We start from the raw sequence: 19,195 nt of genomic DNA, 5'->3' as shown, positions 1-19,195 counted from the left end.
AGCGAATGGACAAGGAAGCACTAGAACTTTATAAAACATTCATTGATGATTTAGTCAAGCTACGCCCAGGTGTGCTCCCTCGCTGGATAATGGGAGGTGGTTGGCCTAAAACGGTTGAGAATGAAAAGGTCAACAAAGTCTTAGGCGAGCTAACTACTGAGCAAAAAGAGGTATTTGCACTAATTGCTCAATCTGCTCGCGATGGTGGAATCCATGATGTTCTTGTTTATTTAACCGATCAGATTACCCTTGAAGACTTTGAAATTACAAAGAATGGGGTAAAGATGGCAACAGAACCATTTGGCTCCGAAATGTATTTTGATTGGGTTAGCAGAAGAGAAGGAGATGAATGGCCGGATTCAAGTAAGTGAAATGGTATAAAGCCAAGCCATTGAGCTGACGGCGAACGATAGTGTAAGATCAATAGCCAATAAGAGTGTTATATTGGTTGGAGGCAAAAAGAATGATTATACGAGAAATGATTGCAGATGACATTACAGAACTTGCACAGTTATATAAACAATTTTGGGACGAAGAATCTTGTATTGAAACAATGCAGAAGCAGTTTAATAAATTGCAAAAAAATAATTCGTACATATTCATAAGTGCGATAGAAAATAACAAGCTAATTGGTTCTGTTATGGGAGTGGTATGTGAGGAACTATATGGTGATTGTAAACCTTTTTTAGTTCTTGAAAACATGATAGTTGATAAGAATTACAGGAAAAAAGGCGTAGGGAAAGCATTAATATCCAAGCTTGAAGAAATTGCTATTAAGAAGAATTGTACCCAAGTTATACTTGTAACAGAAAGTAATAGGATTGACGCATGTATGTTCTATGAGTCAGTAGGTTATACGCCACAAACTAATAGAGGGTTTAAAAAGAAACTCAAATAATTGTAGTGAATTTTAATATTTTATTCATCTAACGAGAAACGATAGCTCAATAAACATGAAGAAACGGCAGCCGGCACACAATGGGCTGCCGTTGTCCGTTGAGGGACGCCAGAATCGTTTTACTCGTGAAAAATTAAGAAACAGCCCAAACGTTAACATAATCAATTCCCCATTTGAAACTTGGAAAAGTGAAAAAAGTAGCTTTGACTTGGTTATATCAGGTACAGCATTTCACTTTATTCAGCCACAAGAAGATGGCTATCGCAAGGTCTTCGACTTACTCAGTGATGAAGGTTCTATTGCATTTTTTTGGACCGTCCATGTTCCGTCTTTTGATGATGTCTCTAATCGAATTAGAGAAAGTTACAAGCGATCTGCACCTCAATTAGATGATTCCAAAAAACCAACCATTGAAAAAATTATTGAAGAAAGGTCAGTTTTAACTCTAAAGGATGGGTTGTTTAAGGAATTGGAAGTTAAGCAATACATTTGTAATCACAGCTATACTGCAAATGAATATATCTCATTATTAAACACTAATTCTAGACATAGACTAATTCCCGAAGATGTGCGATTTGAATTGTTTAGTGATATCAAAGCAGCGATTGAAGAACATGGTGGAACTCTTATTAAACCTCAAGCAGTTGTTTTGTTCCATGCAAAGAAAAATATGAAGTGAAACCCAACGAATTCTATCGTTCAGCTAACTAGGAACTATAGCACTACAAATAACAGACTTCCAGCAGAAAATAATGAGCAGGTTGGGAGTAAACAAATCGAAAACGGGAGAGATAAGGAATATTGAAAAAAGATTATCGATTGGCAAGGCAGAGTGGTCAGATACAAGAGAAGAACAGCATAGAAAAGACAGTCTAGATGACTTATCTTGGTAATGGCAGGCTGGAATACTTCGGCGGACGGTAGCGGCGAAAGTTATGCGGAATGTTCCGAGCTAGCCATAGGCGAGTCTAACCTAATCTTGTACGCCGAATGGACGCTTAAACCTGAGATCCAATTCACTGACATCGCTAAGCACTGGGCCGAGTCAAGTATCAAGCAGGCGGTCATCCTCTGAGTCGTCAGCGGTTATACTGACGGTACGTTCAAGCCGGAGAATTCCGTCACTCACGCGGAATTCTCCGTCATGCTTATGAATGCGCTTAAACCGACCAAAGCAGGGGTGACAACCACCTTTGAAGATAAGGCGGAGATCGGAGACTGGGCGCAGAAGGCGGTCGCACAAGCCGTTGAAGTCGGAATCATCAATGGCTATACCGACAATACCTTCTGTCCGGATATGCTGATCACCTCTCGGAGATGGCTGCCATGGTCGCTAGAGCGCTCCAAGCACCTGGCGAGGCAAATTCGTCAACAGGCTTCACGGATGACAATTCTATACCAACGTGGGCGAAAGGATCTGTCGTCGCTTTGAAGGAGCTTGGCGTGTTAGCTTACATCAAGACGACAAGAGCAGAGTTCGTATCCGCGATCGTGAACAGCATTAGCATTTTTTTATTAATTGTTCAGGAAGGATTCGTGATACTGGATTGTGTATCACAAAAGGAGGTAATACAGTGAGTATGAAGCGTTGGCACAGGTAAGTGTCATCGCTTTTTTTGCTATATATCAAAGAGAATAACCGCTTATGCGGGCATGATGATCTTCAGCTGAATCTGCACGGGTGATTTTTAGGATAAACTATTCAAGTTTAATGCTTGCATTCGGGTGGAGATTTTTGGGGGAGTTCGAAACCGTTGACTAGTGTAAACTTACTTTTTGCCGCAACAAACTCCAAATCCTTAAAGTTGAAAGCAGTTGCTATTATAAGAGCAATCATATTGATATTCTTTTCATACTAAATCACCTCGTATTATGGGGTGTTAATTAGCTTCACATGATATTAAACGGCTATCGAAAATGAAAGGTTGCACCCTCCTAGAAAAATTTTTAGATTATTTTTTTTGTGTTCCAAACTGATAGTGTTAAAGAATATAACATAATGGTCATTTAGTCTACTAAAAATAAACTTATTGACTCGATATAAAAAGTGAATATATAATCATCTCAGAATTTGGAAAACGATATGTCACTTTTAATTACATATCGTTAAATTCTGAAAGAGCAAAATAGTAAGAGGGGGGGATATCACGAATCCAATGAGCAAAATGTGAGAGCAGTGACGTTGCAGCTCATACACTTGTTTACTAGCAGGTAAATAAGTAATTTTAATCGCCTTAAATTGACAAATGGTTAATTAATTGGTGGATGTACCTCTATTAAACTGCGTTAAGAAAGCGTTTTCAATATTACCAATCGCCTTAAATTGACACGCGGTTAATTAATTGCTGGTTATGCATCCATTAAACTGTGTGAAGAAAGCGGTGCAAGGAATTATTGTCGAAGTACACTTACCTACTAGTCGGTTAGTACCAATTCATTTAGTTAATTTTAACTAATTCAGCAGAGGAAGTGACAAGATTTGACCAGAAATACGAAAAAAATGGCCCCCGCTCTCCTTGCAATGATGCTCCTATTTGGAGTTGTAACGTCTGCTCAAGCTGTGAAGTCCTCGGAAAATGATCATGATTCGAACGTGAATACTGCACCTCAAGTTTTCCCTCAACAACCTGCCTTCATCAGTACGCTACCTGTTAAGCCAGATTATGCTGCCGATCATGTCATCATCAAGTATCGGTCGGAATCGGCTTCCTCATTGGCAAAATCGGATTCGTTGTCTTCCCAAATCATAGATGTCAGCCCGTTGGCAGTGCCACATACGCAGCTTTTGAAGCTCGCGTCTGGAGCCGATGTTCAAAGTGTTATTCAAGACCTTCTTAAAAATCCGAACGTTATTTATGCGGAACCCGATTACAAAGTATCTCTCGCGCTGAATCCGCAGACGTTCCACCCGGTCGATTTGTCGAATAATTCTTCTGTATCAGCAGAGAGAGTTGGAGGGACTTCGAAACTTCCAAACGATCCACTGTTCAAAGAGCAATGGGCCTTGCACAACACGGGACAAGATCTCAATGGAGGCGCGGTTCCTGGGGGACCTCCTGATATTGACATGGACCTGCCTGAGGCTTGGGAGATTACCAAGGGCAGCAGAGACGTGACTGTCGCTGTTATCGGGAGCGGAGTAAAAATCGATGTTCCCGATTTGGTCGGGCAAATTTGGACGAATGACAAGGAAATTTCGGATAACAACACAGATGATGACGGTAACGGACTTATCGATGATGTAAATGGTTGGGACTTCGCTCATGGCGACAATACACTGTTCGATACAATTGATGGTCTTAACGATGTTTACGGCACGACGATTGCCGGGCAAATTGCAGCTGCAATGAACAATGAGGAAGGCATTGCCGGTGTCGCACCTAATGTGAAAGTGCTGCCAATTAAGGTGGCTTCCGAGCAAGGCGGTTACTTCACGGATGTCGTTAAAGCTATACATTATGCTAAAGAGCAAGGCGTCAAGATCGCAACGCTAGGAATCGTTTACACCTACAGAAGCAAGCTGATTGAAGATGCTATCGATGCATCTGACATGTTATTCGTGGCTCCGGCTGGCGACAGTAACGGAGACGTTTTGAATGCGGATGTCGCGCCTGTGTATCCAGCAGCCTATCCGAGTTCGAATATGTTGTCCGTTACTGGCGTCAATATCCTCGGGACACTGGCTTTAGGCGCCGCTCGAGGACAGGCATCCGTTGATGTTGCCGCTCCGTCTGAACTAATCATTTCGACAGTGCCCGACGTAAATGCCGGCTATGCGGCACAAATCGATAACGGCACATATAAGGCGTACTACAATGGCATCGGCTTTGAGGAGATTCCAATAGATCAACCAGAATATGCCGGTCAACGGCAAGATATGTTCAATCGATCGATGGATTTTCTCAAACCAGCGAGCGGCATTGCACCCAAAATCTTACTCGTTAACGACAGTCGACGAAGCGGAGGCGGAGGCATTGGTCCTTTATACGAGAGTGATCCAATGGCCGTATATCGAGGACTGCTTGAAAATGCTGGCTATACCTATGATACGTTTGAGACGCAGGACGAAACCTTCGACGGACCTCCGCTTGTGGAGCTGCAGAAGTACAATGTCGTCGTTTGGTTCACTGGTACGGCAGGGACCTTTAACAATGAAAAGCTGCTTACGGATAGTGATCAAACCAACTTGACCAGCTATCTCAATAGCGGCGGCCACTTAATGCTTACGGGGCAAGATGCCATCGATCAAAGCTTGAACACGCCGTTCGTGCTTAATATTTTAGGACTTAAGCTCGTGAAGGAAGGCGGATACATATTTAAAGGTTGGGGAGTTCCAGGCACAATCTATGACGGTCAAACGTATAAATTAATGGATTTCTCCCTGTTTTATGACACCGTCATCAGTAATAATCCCGTGATGACCAAAATCAATTTGAAGAACAGCAACGGCAATTACTCCTACTCGCAAGGCACGTTATACGCAGCTGCTTATGCTGCTGGGGTAGCCGCACTGATAGAAAGCAAGAATCCGGAAATGAGCGTTCGGGACATCAAGCAGCGCATCGTGACCAGTGGCAAGTCGCTCAGTGATCTTAAAATGAATACGGTGAGCGGAAAAATGATTAGTGCTTACCACGCGCTGTGGAATAAGGACATCCCTGGCATGTCATTGATAGATCCTTCCGTCACAGCCCGACTCGATCACGCGAATGATCCGAATCATGTGTATGCAATTGAGCTCAATGCGGGTGAAGAAGCACTTATCTCCCTGACAGGGGCAGCTGGAACGGATTTCGACCTCATCTTGTACGAATCATCTGCTAAGACAGTACAAAGCAGAGAAGGCATGGTCGCTATCTCCGAAACGGCGGGTAAGTCAAGCGAATCGATCAAGTTTCGAGCAACCAAGGCAGGCACGTATTACATCAATGCCCACGCCGTGACTGGCGCAGGCAACTATTCGTTGAATGTGAAGTACAGCAATTCGTCGGGACCACTCGAAGATAATGACACCTCGCTCACCTACGACGGAATCTGGACATCGCAAACAAGCACTTCTTTTTCCAATGGAACCTTGAAACAGCTCACTGGGGAAGGTTACGTCCAATTTGGTTTTAGAGGCAACCTGTTTGAATGGATTGGTTCGAAGAACGATGCGCAGGGCATCGGCGAGATCTGGATTGACGGATCGATCGTAGGTTACGCCGATTTGTACAGCAAGGTTCATCTCTCTAAGCAGTCACTGTTCAAAATGGTGCTGCCTAACGGGCATCACGACGTTATCATTCGATCTTCAGGCGGCGGGGAACAAAAGAAGAGCATTAATGTGGATGCCTTCGTCGTCTCCGGATTACTATCTCCGCTGCATGCTTCCGCCGACTATGTTGGCCCATGGGCGAATCGATACGGCATAAAATATCCTGATGGCGTACAGACGTATACCACGACACCAGGCAGTTACGTCGAATTCACGTTCACGGGCACGAATGTCACGCTGTGGTCCACCACAGGCAGCAATCGTGGCAAGGCAAATATCTACATCGACGGCGTATCCGTGACGCCTGCTCCGATCGATTTGTACAGCGAGAATCTGCGTTACCAGGTGCCTGTTTTCACATCCGGCGAACTGTCGAATAGCGAGCATAAGATCAAGATCGTGCATGCAGGGGAAGCTAATCCCAAGTCGAGCAACAGCATCGTCGCCATCGACGGTTTGGATGTCCTGAATTTACGCTAGCCTGTGAGGAATTTATTATTCTCATCCGAAAAGGGGTATCTGAACGTGAATCGATCACTTATTCAAAAATCGCTAAAGCTCGCGCTAGTCTCGATACTGACTGGAAGTCTTGTCACGACGTGCTTGCCTGCCGCACACGCTGCTTCTCGGGAAAATACCACATACATAGACAAGGAGGGAATACAATCGATCGCCAGATTGCTGCAGAAAGCCGATCCACTCGTTGCAATAAATACGGTTCCGAATAAAGCGCATGTTGCTGAGGATATCAATACCTCTTCCTCAGAAGAAATCAATGTAATCATACAATTGAGCGGCCAGCCGACGGCGGTCGGGCAGTATGCAGCTAGACTTGGTTACAGCGCTTTGGCCTTGAAAGCCAGCGATGCTACCGTACAGTCAGAGCAGGACGTTTTTGTTCGCAGCGCACAGACCAGCAGTATCCCGTTTAAGATCGACCGGCGATTCAATACCGTTCTGAATGGGATGGAGATTACGATCCGTTCAAATCTGATTCCGCAGTTGGCGAAGTTACCAGGCGTGAAATCCATTCATAAGAACGTCATGTATCATCCGATCGCCGAGTTTGACAGCTATCAAGCGGTACTCGGCTCAACAAATTTTGATACGGTACCGCTTGAGCAGATAGGTGTCCTGAAGGCATGGGAGCGCGGGCTTACGGGCGAAGGCTTGAAAGTCGGGGTCATTGACACTGGCGTCGATTACCTGCATCCTGATCTCGCCGGCGTTTATGAAACAGGCGGTTATGATGCGATCAATCAAGACGACGATCCGTACGAAGATTTGCCGAAAGACAGCTACGAAGGCTCTCATCATGGCACGCACGTATCTGGAACCATCGTCGGAACTGCCTCGAATCCGACGTCCGACCGCGTGCAGAAAGGTATTGCCTACAACGCGAAATTGTATGCCTACAAAGTGCTCGGGCCCGAAGGCGGTACTTCTGCCCAAGTAATTGACGGAATCGAGCATGCCGTCGAAGACAAGATGGATGTCATCAACCTTTCCCTAGGGAGCGATCAGGAGAAAGATCCTGACTCGCCTGACGCCATTGCAGTGAATAACGCTGTCTTGGCGGGTGTCGTAGCTGTCGTAGCGAATGGCAATGCAGGTACAGGTCAGCATTACTATTACTCCATGGGATCGCCGGCATCTTCACAATTGGCAATTTCTGTCGGGGCAGCGACCAGCGACGGTAATCGTGTTACGGGATCTGTGTACAGCTCCGTTAGTTCGGCGGTATATGGCAGCGTGCCATCCCAAGCTTATGACGTTAACATGAGTTTGATAAGCTGGACAACGGGTCAAGAAAACTTTAATCAGATGTTTGGCACCACACCAATTCAAGGTGTGTATGTCGGTCTTGGAGCGGATTCTGATTATGAGGATCTTGATTCGAATTTCTTAGCTGACAAAATCGTTTTTATTTCTAGAGGTGTTCTCACCTTCGACGAGAAAGTGAAGCTGGCGGCTAAGCACGGCGCGAAGGCTGCCATCATTTTCAATGGCAATAACAAGGTTTCAAGTAATAGTAACGAGCCCGACTTGTCCGAGGAAATACCAGCCCGTGATGGCCCAATTGGACCGGTAGCGTTCCTTGGCGACGGTTACGACTATATTCCGACATTTGATATGCCGGGGAAGATGGGACGAGCATTAGCTCGCGAACTACTGGCTCATCCTGATCAAAAATTGAAGTTCACGATGAAAAACGATTTTACATCGATCCTTGTAGCAGGGGATCGAATGGCAGATTTCAGCTCCAGAGGACCCAATTCAGATGGGAATTACGGCATCAAGCCAGATGTAAGCGGCCCTGGGGTTCAGATTTTCTCTACAGTACCCGCTTACGGGAAAGTAAATGCAAATGCAAGTTATGACAAAGCTTATGCCAAATTGAGCGGCACGAGTATGGCTTCACCGCATGTGGCAGGACTTGCCCTTCTGCTCAAGCAAGCGCACCCAGCATGGACACCGTTCGATATTCGTGCGGCATTGGCGAATACGGCACAAGAAATCCACGACGAGAATGGTACGCAGTACGACGTCTATTCGCAGGGAGCGGGTCGGGTCGACGTCATGAACGCGATCGATACACCAGCTATTATCGAATCACTCGATGAGATTACCATTTATGACGACCGGATGAATCCGACAGTGATCCCGAGTCAATCGTCCAGTGTGAGCTTCGGCAAGCTGTATCCCGGAACTGAAGCGGAGAAGAAGCCTCTTCGCGTGAAAAACTTGTCGAATATTCCGGTTACGTACAAAACGAAAGTCGTTATGCACCCATCCGTCACTTCGGATCCGAATCATCCCATTCCATCGCCGGATTCCAGCGCGATCATCATGGGGTTGGACGGGGTCGTGGCGGGTCAAATTACGGTGGATGCGGGAAGTCAATATGATTTCCGTCTCACAGGGAAGGCGATTCCGAATGCACCTGTTGGCGTCTACGAGGGGGAGGTTCTATTGGAGAGCGATGGGCATCCTTCCTTGCATCTGCCATTCGTCATCCACGTAGGCGACCAGTCCGACGGTAACGGATTCATCATTCAGAATCTGACGCTCAGCAGTACAACAGTTTACAATGATGCGCCAACCGATATTACGGCATTCCTCCCAACCAGGGAAATTAATCACCTATACGCTGCGGTCTTAGACATGAATAATGAGGTGCTAGGAGTTGTCGCTGAGTTGTTTGATTTGGATGAAGAAAAGGACAGGTTGAATCCTCTTCCGGCCAACATCATCATTCCTGAGTTTGACGGGTCCTATGCCATTGGCATCGATAATTTCACCAGTAATAAGATTACGCAGTATTTGCCGGAAGGTCGATACAAATTTGCTCTCGTCGGATCGATTTATGATGAGAACTACCTGCTTGTGGACCAAGCGGTAGCTTTTAAAACGTTCTATATGAGCGGAGATTCCAGCGGAGGGGGAAGCGAACCTAACCCGCCGAATCCGCCATACGTACCACCTGTTTATGTTCCAGATCCTGCGAAGCCGAGCGAAGCACCTTATAATAAGGAAGTTGCGGCATCGGTGCTAGCGAAGGGGCAATCCAGTGTTGCGATTGCTTCGCAATCGAGCTTGGAAGGCAGCCAATTGTCTGTGTCCATTGCGGATGGTGAGCTGCAAAAAGTGCTGGATCAAGCAAAGCAACCATCTGTAGCGCTTACCATAGCGACATTTTCCGATAAAGTCGATAGTGCGCAGTTGAAAGTAACGTCTAAGCAAGCGACTATGATCAAGGAAGCTAATCTGAAGGGCGCCATTGCTTTCACTTGGAACGATGCTTCTGTTGCATTGCCACTTTCGGTGTTAGAGCAGCTACCTGCTGATGCGGACATTGTGATCGCAATGAAGAAGAATGCAGATAGCAAATCTGAATTCACGAAGCAGGCACAAGGTGCTTATATGCTTGGGACGCCTTATGTCTTCGAAGCAAGTAGCGTGAAAGGCGGCGTTTCTGCATCGCTTGTGCTGAATCCAGATCAAATCGTGAAGAGATCGTTCCTGATTGAGAAGGGCACTGACGGAAGCGGGGCTGGTGCACTGTACTTAGACAAAGGAACCGTTTATCCGGTACCCGCTAAAGTTACGCCTTCAAGCGAAGGGTCATCCATAGTAACGATAAGCCGACCAGGCTTCTCAACATATGCAGCTGCAAAGAGACAAGTAAAGTTTAGCGATATTGATTCATCCTGGGCACGTGATAAAATCCAATCGCTCGCCAACAAATTCCTGCTAAACGGCACGTCCGATGATGCGTTCTCGCCTAAAGCTGACGTGACTCGTGCTCAATTCGCGTCCATGCTCGTCCGGGTAATTGGCTTACAAGCGCAAGCGGAGGCTAGTCCATTCATAGACGTACAAGCCAGCGACTGGTTCGTTCACGACGTAACGGCAGCCTACAAGGCGGGGCTTGTCACAGGTATGGATGATCGACATTTTAACCCGAACGAGATCATTTCCCGTCAAGATTTGACGGTGATGCTGGCCAGAGCGATCAAACTCATCGGCCTGCAAAAACCGAATCAAACCAGCAAGCATCTTTATGCCGATGCATCACAATTTAATGATTATGCGGAGAACAGCATCCAATTCGTATCCGATTTTGGACTGATGGAGGGATACGAATCGGAAGGCACGTTCTATTTCCGGCCAGCAGACGCAACGACACGTGAGGCAGCGGCGAAAGTGCTTCATGATCTGCTTCAAGCTTCCGAGAGAATGTAGATTTGCCCGATTAATTACAAATGAACTGCCGATATCTGCTCGGCAGTTCATTTGTTCGTTGTTTGTTAATAAACCGTCTGTACCTTTATACAAGACGGTTTATCTGGTTGAGAACTACAGATAATACATTGCCATGACGATCGGTAGCTGTTTCCACGCTAACGGGCAGGATAGTTGAATAAACCCTAGGTATTCCCTATTCCATAAAATGGAAATATCCGATAGAATTAGGTGAGATATACAAAAAGTCGTAACAATTCAATTTCAAGGAGTGGACGTAGTGAGTATTGTAAAAGAGATTAACTGCATTTACATCCCTACAACGGATACAGAAAAATCGGCCCAATGGTATGTGCAAAACTTAGGTATGGAGTTAATGAGACCTGTCCATGAAAATCAGGCTCAGCTCCGTATCCCTTCGGGACAAGCAATATTTTTGATTAGAACTCCTGTGAGGACAACCCTGAACTACACACAAACCGAAGGAATAGAACAAAGTGCACTTACCTTGGAAGTCAATGATTTTCACGGACTCTACAGCCAAATGAAAAACAATGGAGCTAATGTGTCGGAGATTGAAGATAACGAGGGCTGTGGCCTTAATTTTTATGCCTACGACCCAGACGGTAATAAACTCGATATATGGGGTGGATGGCCCAAGTGATTTGCTATTCAACGGAGAATGAGAGTTCAAAAACAAGATGAGTAGGCAGCCGACCAAGCGGATCGGTTGCCTTTTCTCAAGTAACGGGCAGGATAATTTAATTTCCTAATAAAGGAATTTGACTCTAAGTCAGACATCGAGCGTGTCAATGCAAAACAAACCAAGGGTGTATGCTCATTTGAGTATACACCCTTGCTATTATTTGTATATTCGAATGCCTTGTGAATCGTAGTGGCGAATGTGCTCGATAAGCTCCTCGCGGTTTACCCAAGAGATGCCTACTTTCTGATCGGCAGCACCATAAGCCATAATCAATTGTTCGCCGACAAAGATACCGGCGGTTGTAAATAAGCACGGAGTCGGGTAATCAGAGGGCATTTCCCAATCCTGCTGGGCGTACATAAGCCGATCTGGACACCGATGCGTCACGACAGGGAAGTCATTCTCTTGCTCCTTTACGATCATGAAAGATTGGGTATATCCAAAGTAAATATCTTTCTTTCCATGATACGAAACGAGCCATTCCCTCTCGCCAATCGAAAGTGGTGGCCAAGACGCCCCTACCTTGTTAGCCTCCCAATCGAAAAGAGTTGTGGCTAGCAACCGATGGGTTGCCTTCGGCGATGCGAAATCTTCGATGCTCTCTGCAGCCGCCAAATAAATCGACGGTCGAGTCACTTCGTCGCCTTGCGGGAACGTCTTAGGGTTCATCGGACGATGTAGCATAACGTATTGATGCTTACCGTCGATCAACATTTTCTCAGGGAATAAGAATACGTCACGGTTATCACTGACATGCCCCTCAGATAACGGGCACACGTACTGGAACGCATCCTCATACGCGCCCTCGATAAGTTTATCGAGATGCAATCTATACAGCACGGTTACGGTGTCGTTCGTACGAGCTGTTTGGGTGAAGGCATCCTCACCTTCATGGACCCAATCCGGCACATACTCATACCTGGTTGTGATAGGTGGATCCTGATCTTCCAACCAATAAGGGCCTGGAGGGAACATCCGGCAAGCAACAGATACATAGAGTTCGTTTTCGATATAAAAAATACGCGGATCCTCAATACAACCATTCGAATAATCACGCACACGGTTACCGTGAATATCGGTAATATAGATGTCTTCTTTCTCCTGCTTCAAACCTGGAATAATAGCAGGACGAGAGAAGTCTGCTTGCCAAGTTAGTCCATTATCGTCACTAAATGCATATCCGAGAAAAATCGGATAGGGGTCATGCTTGCCTTCCTGACGCGCCTGTGACCACGGTCCGGTTGCCCGGAACAGCATATGAAGCCGGTCAGACTTAGGGTCTTGCACGATAGCGGGGTTGAGCACCATTTTGTTAGCCCAGTCGCAGCTAGGTTGAGGTACGAGCGCAGGCGTTGGCGAATAGCGAAATTGGGGTAGCATGAGTAAGTGAGCCTCCTAGTTAAAGTTGATATTATCAGCATACAAACTCACACTCTAGTTGAAAAGAGACAGAAACGACATTGTTCCGTAAAATTGTCGCCCCTGTTATAGTAGATATACGAGGAGGCTGATTATAATTACCACAGTTCATCAATCGCCACAATTACCGATTCGCCATACCGATCTGGATATTAAGATTACGCTTGGCCCCATGTTGATCAACCTAATCTATATTAACTATGAAGCGCCGATTGCTTCTTGGGGATATCCAAACCATTGTCATAGCAGCTATGAGCTGCACTATATTACTAGAGGAAAAGGCACGCTGGAAGTATCGGAAAAGACGTTCCGCATAGAGCCGGGTACTTTTTATTTAACAGGTCCGGGTGTCTATCATCGGCAGCTTGCTGACAGCGAAAATCCGATGGATGAGTTTTGTATTAATTTCGAAGTAAGACTGCGAAAGCGGAAACCGCAAAAGAACGACACGTATCTGACCCAAGAAACTAAAGAAATATGGAATACGTTGTTGAACACATCCTTCTGGTTCGGACAGGATGAGCGGGACACGGTCCATCTTTTTCGTAGCATTATGCACGAATTTGAACTACAATGGCTCGGTCAATATGCCGTGATTCAAAGCCTCGCTACCCAAATTATCGTAAATGCGGTACGTAGCTTTACGGGGGAGAAGCGTTCCACCTACCATATCCCCAAGAAACTGCTAAATGATTCCAGACGCTTCCTGGCTGATGATTATTTCCGACTCCCGCATAAGGCTATGTGTTCCAAGGAGCTTGCGGCTCAAATAGGCATTAGCCAACGTCAGTTGGAACGCCTCATGCAGAGTTACTATGGTGTGACCTTTCGAGAGAAGCTGCAATTTAGCCGGATGGAGAAGGCGAAAGAACTCCTGCGCATCACCGAACTCCCCGTGAATGCTGTAGCAGACCAGATCGGGTATACGTCGCCCAGTTATTTTACTAAGCATTTTCGCAGTTATACTGGCTTAACCCCAGTGCAATTTAGGCAGCAACAAATGGATAAATAAGAGCTAAATTCTAGTCTCTCTGTTAATATATCGAAGAAAAGCTTGAGAAATCAGGCTATTTATTTTTAATGTAGGGGATTTGTATCCATTGAAAATGCGCAAATCAACCTACATTGTAGCGAATTATAGTTTCTCATTAATATTGAAGAGTCCAAAAAGGATGCTACTGCATTATTCCAGTGTAATCCTTTACCGAAGAAGAACAGTTCCCGAAGACACTCTAAGAAACCTCTATGACCTGGCTATTTCCGCTGCTCTTGTGTCGACATTAGCTCGACCAGGGAACTATAATCCTTAATTCGACAAAAAGATAGAGGGAAATGGGCGAGAATTAATTATGGACAAGATCTTGTCCTTATTTTGATATTCTTTTATTTAAACAAGTATTTTTTAAACAGTTCCTTCAAATAATTTGATAAAATTAAAATAATTGAGAAGGGAGTTGAGGGTGTAATGGAAATCAATTGGCTGGCAGAAGTGGAAAAAAGAAAGGATGATCTTTTAAAGGACTTGGAAGGCTTATTGCGTATTGCGAGTGTTAAGGATTTAACAACGAGTACTCCCGAATATCCAATGGGGGAAAAGATTGGCGAAGCATTGGATTATGTTTTGGCATTAGCCCAAAATGAGGGTTTTAAAACTAAAAACTTAGACGGCTTTGCCGGGTTTGCTGAATGGGGAGAGTCTGAAGATTATATTGGGGTACTTGCCCATGTCGACGTGGTTCCAGCTCCCGGAGAATGGACAACACCACCTTATGAGCCAAGTATTCGCGAAGGAAAGCTCTATGCCCGCGGTACCATTGATGATAAAGGGCCGGGAATGGCTGCATTTTATGCGTTGAAGATATTGAAGGACCTTGACCTTCCTTTAAAAAGGAAGATCCGCATGATCTATGGCACAGATGAGGAAAGTGATATGCGCTGTGTGAAACATTATCTTGACGTAGAGCCCGCGCCAACTTACGGTTTTTCTCCTGATGATGTATTTCCGATGGTGTACGCCGAAAAAGGGCAAATTAACGTAAAACTGACTTTAAGTGGCAGTGAAGAAGAACAACATGGAACAATTTTAGTTAACTTTTCTTCGGGTGACAGGGGAAACATGGTACCTGGACAAGTCGATGCTGAAATTAAAACGAATCAACCTGAGGAACTTATGAATCGTTTTAAAACATATTGTAAGGAACAGGGGCTACATGGTGAGGTCAGCAAGTCCGATGAAACGATTACTTTAACACTTTACGGTAAAACCGTGCATGGTATGGAACCGCAAAATGGAGTGAATGCCGGACTTGAGTGCCTACATTTCTTAAACACATTAAGCTTTGCGGGTAGTGACCAATCATTTATCACATTTGCCGAAAACTGCCTATATAGAGATCCTTTTGGGGAAAAGTTGGGAATCCAATACAGTGAAGATGTGCTCGGACCTTTAACGGTTAATGCCGGCATTTTCAATTACAATCATGCAGATGGTGGTTCAATTCAGTTGAACATTCGCTTCCCATTAAATAATGATTACCAACATACCATTGAAATGATCACGAAAAAAGCTGAGACCTGCCATTTCACAATCGCTGATGCGCGGCAATTCTCTACACATTATATCCCTGCCGATCATCCAATGATTAAAACACTACAATCGGCTTATCAATCGATTACAGGAGATGAACCCACACTTTTAACATCGGGCGGGGCAACGTATGCGACGTTAATGAAAAATGCGGTGGCTTACGGTGCGCTTTTCCCTGGTAAGGTAGATAGTTCTCACCAAATTGATGAATTTATAGAAATCGATGATTTAATCAAAGCGACAGCCATCTACGCCAAAGCATTATATGAATTAAGCCACTTATAAAATCACCGAATAGGGTATTTTCCCGCGTGGGTGTCTGATTCCCATGAATAGGCTAACGTAAAAACGCGAGACAAAACTGTGATTCAAGTTTTGTCTCGCGTTTATTTTATGGGATCAAGTTCTTGTCACGAGCCAATGACAAGAACTTGATTCCATTCCCGATTTTGACAAGAACTTCATCTCATACCCGACGGCTCCAGGTCGGAGACTTTTTTTAATGGCCAATGGAGAGACTGTCTTTTCTCAACTAACGGGCAGGTTTGTTGAGTATTTCGCCGAATAGAAGTATTAATATGAAATGTTAATTATTGGGGGTATACGAGTGAATACAGAACAATTTAATGAATTAATCGAAACCCTATTTGGTGGACTCCTAAAGCAATCTGAATATGGAGAGGAATTTGCATTTTATAACTATGGTCCTGAATTAATTCATCGAATTGGGTATGCAACAAATATTACTCCCGAACTTATTGAACAAGCCGCACAAAAGAAAGTTGATCTTATAGTTACCCACCATGATGCATGGGATTTTGTCTTTGGAATGAAAGAAGCGTGTCATAAACTTCTGGCATCCTATGGAATCAGTCATTTTTTTGTGCATTTGCCATTGGATTATGCTGAATTTGGCACGTGTACTTCATTATTCAAGGCAATTGGAATAACTAATGTTATCCAACGGTCAATTGAAATCGAGGGTAGGAGTCTGCCTGGTATTGGAGAGTTCGAGTTTCCTATTAGCTTTCAAGAATTAAGTGAACGGGTTAGTACGGTACTAAGCGAAACCATAAAATCGTGGAAAAACTCCGAAAAGTCAATAAAAAGAGTGGGGATTATTACAGGGGCAGGAAACTCTACAAAAAGTCTTCGTGATGCCCATTATTCAGAATGCGATGTCTATATTACTGGAGAGAAAATCTTATACACAATCCAGTATGCAAAGTTCATTAAAATGAACCTGATCGTTGGAAGTCACACTTTCACAGAGATTTTTGGTGTGAAGTCCCTGTCTGAAAAAATTAAAGAAAAATACGACACTTTAGAGATTATTGAACTAGTAGAAGATCATATTGAATAGATATTTTGTTAAAGTAACTACGAATTGAATTTCGTAGAATACAAGTTAATATGACATATCCGAAAACCAAATTTCACATTTTACTATACTGTGACTTATCTTTGTTATCAGAACTGTGACAAGATGTTAATCGTTTGGAAGGAATTAGTAATTCTTGATAGAATAAATATGAAGATGATCAGGTAATAAATTTGTACACATAAGGAGATAAAACTATGGCAAAAAACAAATTACTAAGAATGGACAATGTTGGCATCGTTGTAGAATCCCTTGATGACGCAATCTCTTTCTTCGAGGAGATTGGCTTGAAGCTCGAAGGGCGAGCTACTGTCGAAGGTGAATGGGCTGGTCGTGTAACCGGGCTGGGTTCACAGTGTGTAGAGATTGCTATGATGGTTACCCCAGATGGCCACAGCCGACTTGAACTTTCGCGATTTCTCACCCCACCTACTATATCAGATCACCGAACTGCTCCTGTAAATGCCCTAGGTTATCTACGCGTCATGTTCGCCGTTGAAGACATTGACGAATTGGTATCCAGACTCACTAAGTATGGTGCTCAGCTCGTTGGCGAAGTGGTTCAGTACGAGGACTCGTATCGGCTCTGCTACATTCGTGGAATTGAAGGACTTCTAATCGGTTTGGCGGAACAACTCGGTAATAAATAAGTGACGTTTAAAAGAAGACTTAATTGAAATATACATTACTAGAATAAAAATAGAAACAGAAAAGCAGTGTGAAAGTATCTCGAAGAAGTCTGGTGCATTATATAAACACCGCATTCACGCTCCGGGTCTTGGCGACCCTCAGTCCTGGAAAACAAGGGACGAGGAAGTAATTCCCGGGACACATCCGCACCGACTAAGCACATCGCGATCGGCAGCGGCACAGACCTCACAGCCTGGACTGTTGTGGCATATGAAAGTGGCAAGATTGTTACCTTTGAAGTGTTGGGGCTACCCGAATGGATTGATTTGGACCAAAGGGCATAATTAAGTTACAGCTTTACAAAAGTTCAATCACTTGGTAATATCTTCAATAAATTATAAAGGCAATGAAGAGGACAGTAGATAATGAAATGCTTTCATAGAGAGCTCCAGCTGGTGAAAAGGAGTAAAGCGTTCTTTATTGAAAAAAGCCTCAGAGCTTCACATTGGAACCATTTTTGATTGAATGGGGACGGTGTGACAGGTGCTCCTGTTATAGGGCTAGAGTATAATTATTCCGTAAGAATAGCGTACTTGAAGAGGCTATTATGGTGACATTTTAGCAAACCTGGGTGGTACCACGATGAATTAAATCTCGTCCCTGAGACTATTGTCTTGGGGGTGGGATTTTTTTGTTGTTTACGTATGTTTGTCGCAAATGTTGAAGAACTACAATTTAAGGAGCGATTAACATGGAAAACATAGATATCGTTAGAAAATTTTATGATGACTCCGTAAAATATGAGTGGAAACGGTTGGATCGTCATCGTATAGAATTTGAAATTACAAAGAGATACATTCATCGTTATGTGAAGCCCAATGAAAAAGTGCTGGATCTTGGAGGTGGTCCTGGGAAGTATTCACTTCACCTAGCGGAATATGGCTGCGACGTTACATTAGCTGATCTATCTCAGACAAATGTTGATTTTGCTTTAAATAAAGCTGTTGAGATGGGACTCCCATTAAACGGCTTTTGTGCAGACAGTCGTGATTTATCAGCGGTTGAAGATGAGCAATTCGACCACATCCTTTGTATGGGTCCCATGTATCATCTAATAAACGAACAAGATAGAATTCGTACCATTAATGAATGTTTAAAGAAGTTGAAACCAAACGGAAAAATCTATGTAGCCTTTGTGTCATCCTACTCTTTCGCTTGGGACTATTTAACGCAGAATCCAAGCTTTATCCTACACGAAGAAAGAAGAGTTCAACTTAACACCATAGTGGATGATCTTTGTTTTACGGGACACGGATTCTCTGAGAATTTTTTCATCCGTCCAAAAGATGTACTTCCCTTCTTCCAGCCATTTGACTTGGAACATCTGCATCTGGTTAATTGCGAAAGCTTCTTATATTTACGCGAGCCTGAACTTCTGCAGCAGGCTCCGCAAGTGGTAAAAGCATGGCTTGACTTAGCGGAACAAGTCTGTGAAAGAGAAGAATTTATGAGTTTAGCAGAACATCTCATGTACATTGGTCAAAAGTCATTACGCTAACTGGGAACTATAG

At 44.2% G+C, this 19,195-nt stretch carries 14 protein-coding genes, 1 pseudogene and 1 other annotated feature; of the genes and pseudogenes, 14 read left to right on the top strand and 1 reads right to left on the bottom strand.

Annotated features, from left to right (window positions below; genetic code table 11):
• Positions 1-5: 5 nt before the first annotated feature.
• The 9 genes and pseudogenes from AC58QG_RS03000 (at position 6) to AC58QG_RS02960 (ending at position 11,565) form a co-directional block, all read left to right on the top strand.
• Positions 6-371: a DUF6547 family protein gene (locus AC58QG_RS03000; RefSeq protein ID WP_497360620.1), complete on the top strand. Its 366-nt coding sequence runs from the start codon at positions 6-8 to the stop codon at positions 369-371.
• Between the two features lie 92 nt (positions 372-463).
• Positions 464-898, top strand: coding sequence for a GNAT family N-acetyltransferase (locus AC58QG_RS02995; RefSeq protein ID WP_497360619.1), 435 nt, complete (start codon positions 464-466; stop codon positions 896-898).
• A gap of 55 nt (positions 899-953) precedes the next feature.
• Positions 954-1,577 carry a methyltransferase domain-containing protein gene (locus tag AC58QG_RS02990; RefSeq protein ID WP_497360618.1) on the top strand — a complete coding sequence of 208 codons (624 nt, stop codon included), beginning with the start codon at positions 954-956 and terminating at the stop codon, positions 1,575-1,577.
• Between the two features lie 213 nt (positions 1,578-1,790).
• A complete protein-coding gene (locus tag AC58QG_RS02985) occupies positions 1,791-1,973 on the top strand; it encodes a hypothetical protein (RefSeq protein WP_497360617.1) in 183 nt (60 codons plus the stop codon).
• Between the two features lie 3 nt (positions 1,974-1,976).
• Positions 1,977-2,033 (top strand): annotated as a pseudogene (locus AC58QG_RS02980) (S-layer homology domain-containing protein); the annotation flags it as partial.
• Positions 2,034-2,048: 15 nt separating this feature from the next.
• Positions 2,049-2,330, top strand: coding sequence for an S-layer homology domain-containing protein (locus AC58QG_RS02975; protein ID WP_497360616.1), 282 nt, complete (start codon positions 2,049-2,051; stop codon positions 2,328-2,330).
• A gap of 1,068 nt (positions 2,331-3,398) precedes the next feature.
• The gene (locus AC58QG_RS02970) at positions 3,399-6,635 is read left to right on the top strand and encodes a S8 family serine peptidase (RefSeq protein ID WP_497360615.1); all 3,237 of its coding nucleotides are present in this window, start codon (positions 3,399-3,401) and stop codon (positions 6,633-6,635) included.
• A 45-nt stretch (positions 6,636-6,680) separates the two neighbouring features.
• Positions 6,681-10,901, top strand: coding sequence for a S8 family serine peptidase (locus AC58QG_RS02965; protein ID WP_497360613.1), 4,221 nt, complete (start codon positions 6,681-6,683; stop codon positions 10,899-10,901).
• A gap of 280 nt (positions 10,902-11,181) precedes the next feature.
• Positions 11,182-11,565: a VOC family protein gene (locus AC58QG_RS02960; RefSeq protein ID WP_497360611.1), complete on the top strand. Its 384-nt coding sequence runs from the start codon at positions 11,182-11,184 to the stop codon at positions 11,563-11,565.
• Positions 11,566-11,763: 198 nt separating this feature from the next.
• Here the strand turns inward: AC58QG_RS02960 and AC58QG_RS02955 are convergent, their stop codons facing one another.
• The gene (locus AC58QG_RS02955) at positions 11,764-12,987 is read right to left on the bottom strand and encodes a glycoside hydrolase family 130 protein (protein WP_497360609.1); all 1,224 of its coding nucleotides are present in this window, start codon (positions 12,985-12,987) and stop codon (positions 11,764-11,766) included.
• A 211-nt stretch (positions 12,988-13,198) separates the two neighbouring features.
• Between AC58QG_RS02955 and AC58QG_RS02950 the strand changes: the two genes are divergently transcribed.
• The 5 genes from AC58QG_RS02950 (at position 13,199) to AC58QG_RS02930 (ending at position 19,182) form a co-directional block, all read left to right on the top strand.
• Positions 13,199-14,038, top strand: coding sequence for an AraC family transcriptional regulator (locus tag AC58QG_RS02950; RefSeq protein WP_497360607.1), 840 nt, complete (start codon positions 13,199-13,201; stop codon positions 14,036-14,038).
• 453 nt (positions 14,039-14,491) lie between these two features.
• Positions 14,492-15,898 (top strand): dipeptidase PepV, encoded by a 1,407-nt coding sequence (pepV, locus tag AC58QG_RS02945; protein WP_497360605.1) that lies wholly within the window; start codon positions 14,492-14,494, stop codon positions 15,896-15,898.
• Between the two features lie 322 nt (positions 15,899-16,220).
• Positions 16,221-16,976 carry a Nif3-like dinuclear metal center hexameric protein gene (locus AC58QG_RS02940; RefSeq protein ID WP_497360603.1) on the top strand — a complete coding sequence of 252 codons (756 nt, stop codon included), beginning with the start codon at positions 16,221-16,223 and terminating at the stop codon, positions 16,974-16,976.
• Positions 16,977-17,191: 215 nt separating this feature from the next.
• Entirely contained in the window at positions 17,192-17,644 is a 453-nt protein-coding gene (locus tag AC58QG_RS02935; protein WP_497360601.1) for a VOC family protein, read from the top strand.
• 377 nt (positions 17,645-18,021) lie between these two features.
• Positions 18,022-18,289, top strand: a binding site (T-box leader).
• 86 nt (positions 18,290-18,375) lie between these two features.
• The gene (locus tag AC58QG_RS02930) at positions 18,376-19,182 is read left to right on the top strand and encodes a class I SAM-dependent methyltransferase (protein WP_497360599.1); all 807 of its coding nucleotides are present in this window, start codon (positions 18,376-18,378) and stop codon (positions 19,180-19,182) included.
• Positions 19,183-19,195 lie beyond the last annotated feature (13 nt).

It is taken from the genome of Paenibacillus sp. J22P169, assembly GCF_059691995.1.
This window is presented reverse-complemented; position numbering and strand designations above follow the sequence as displayed.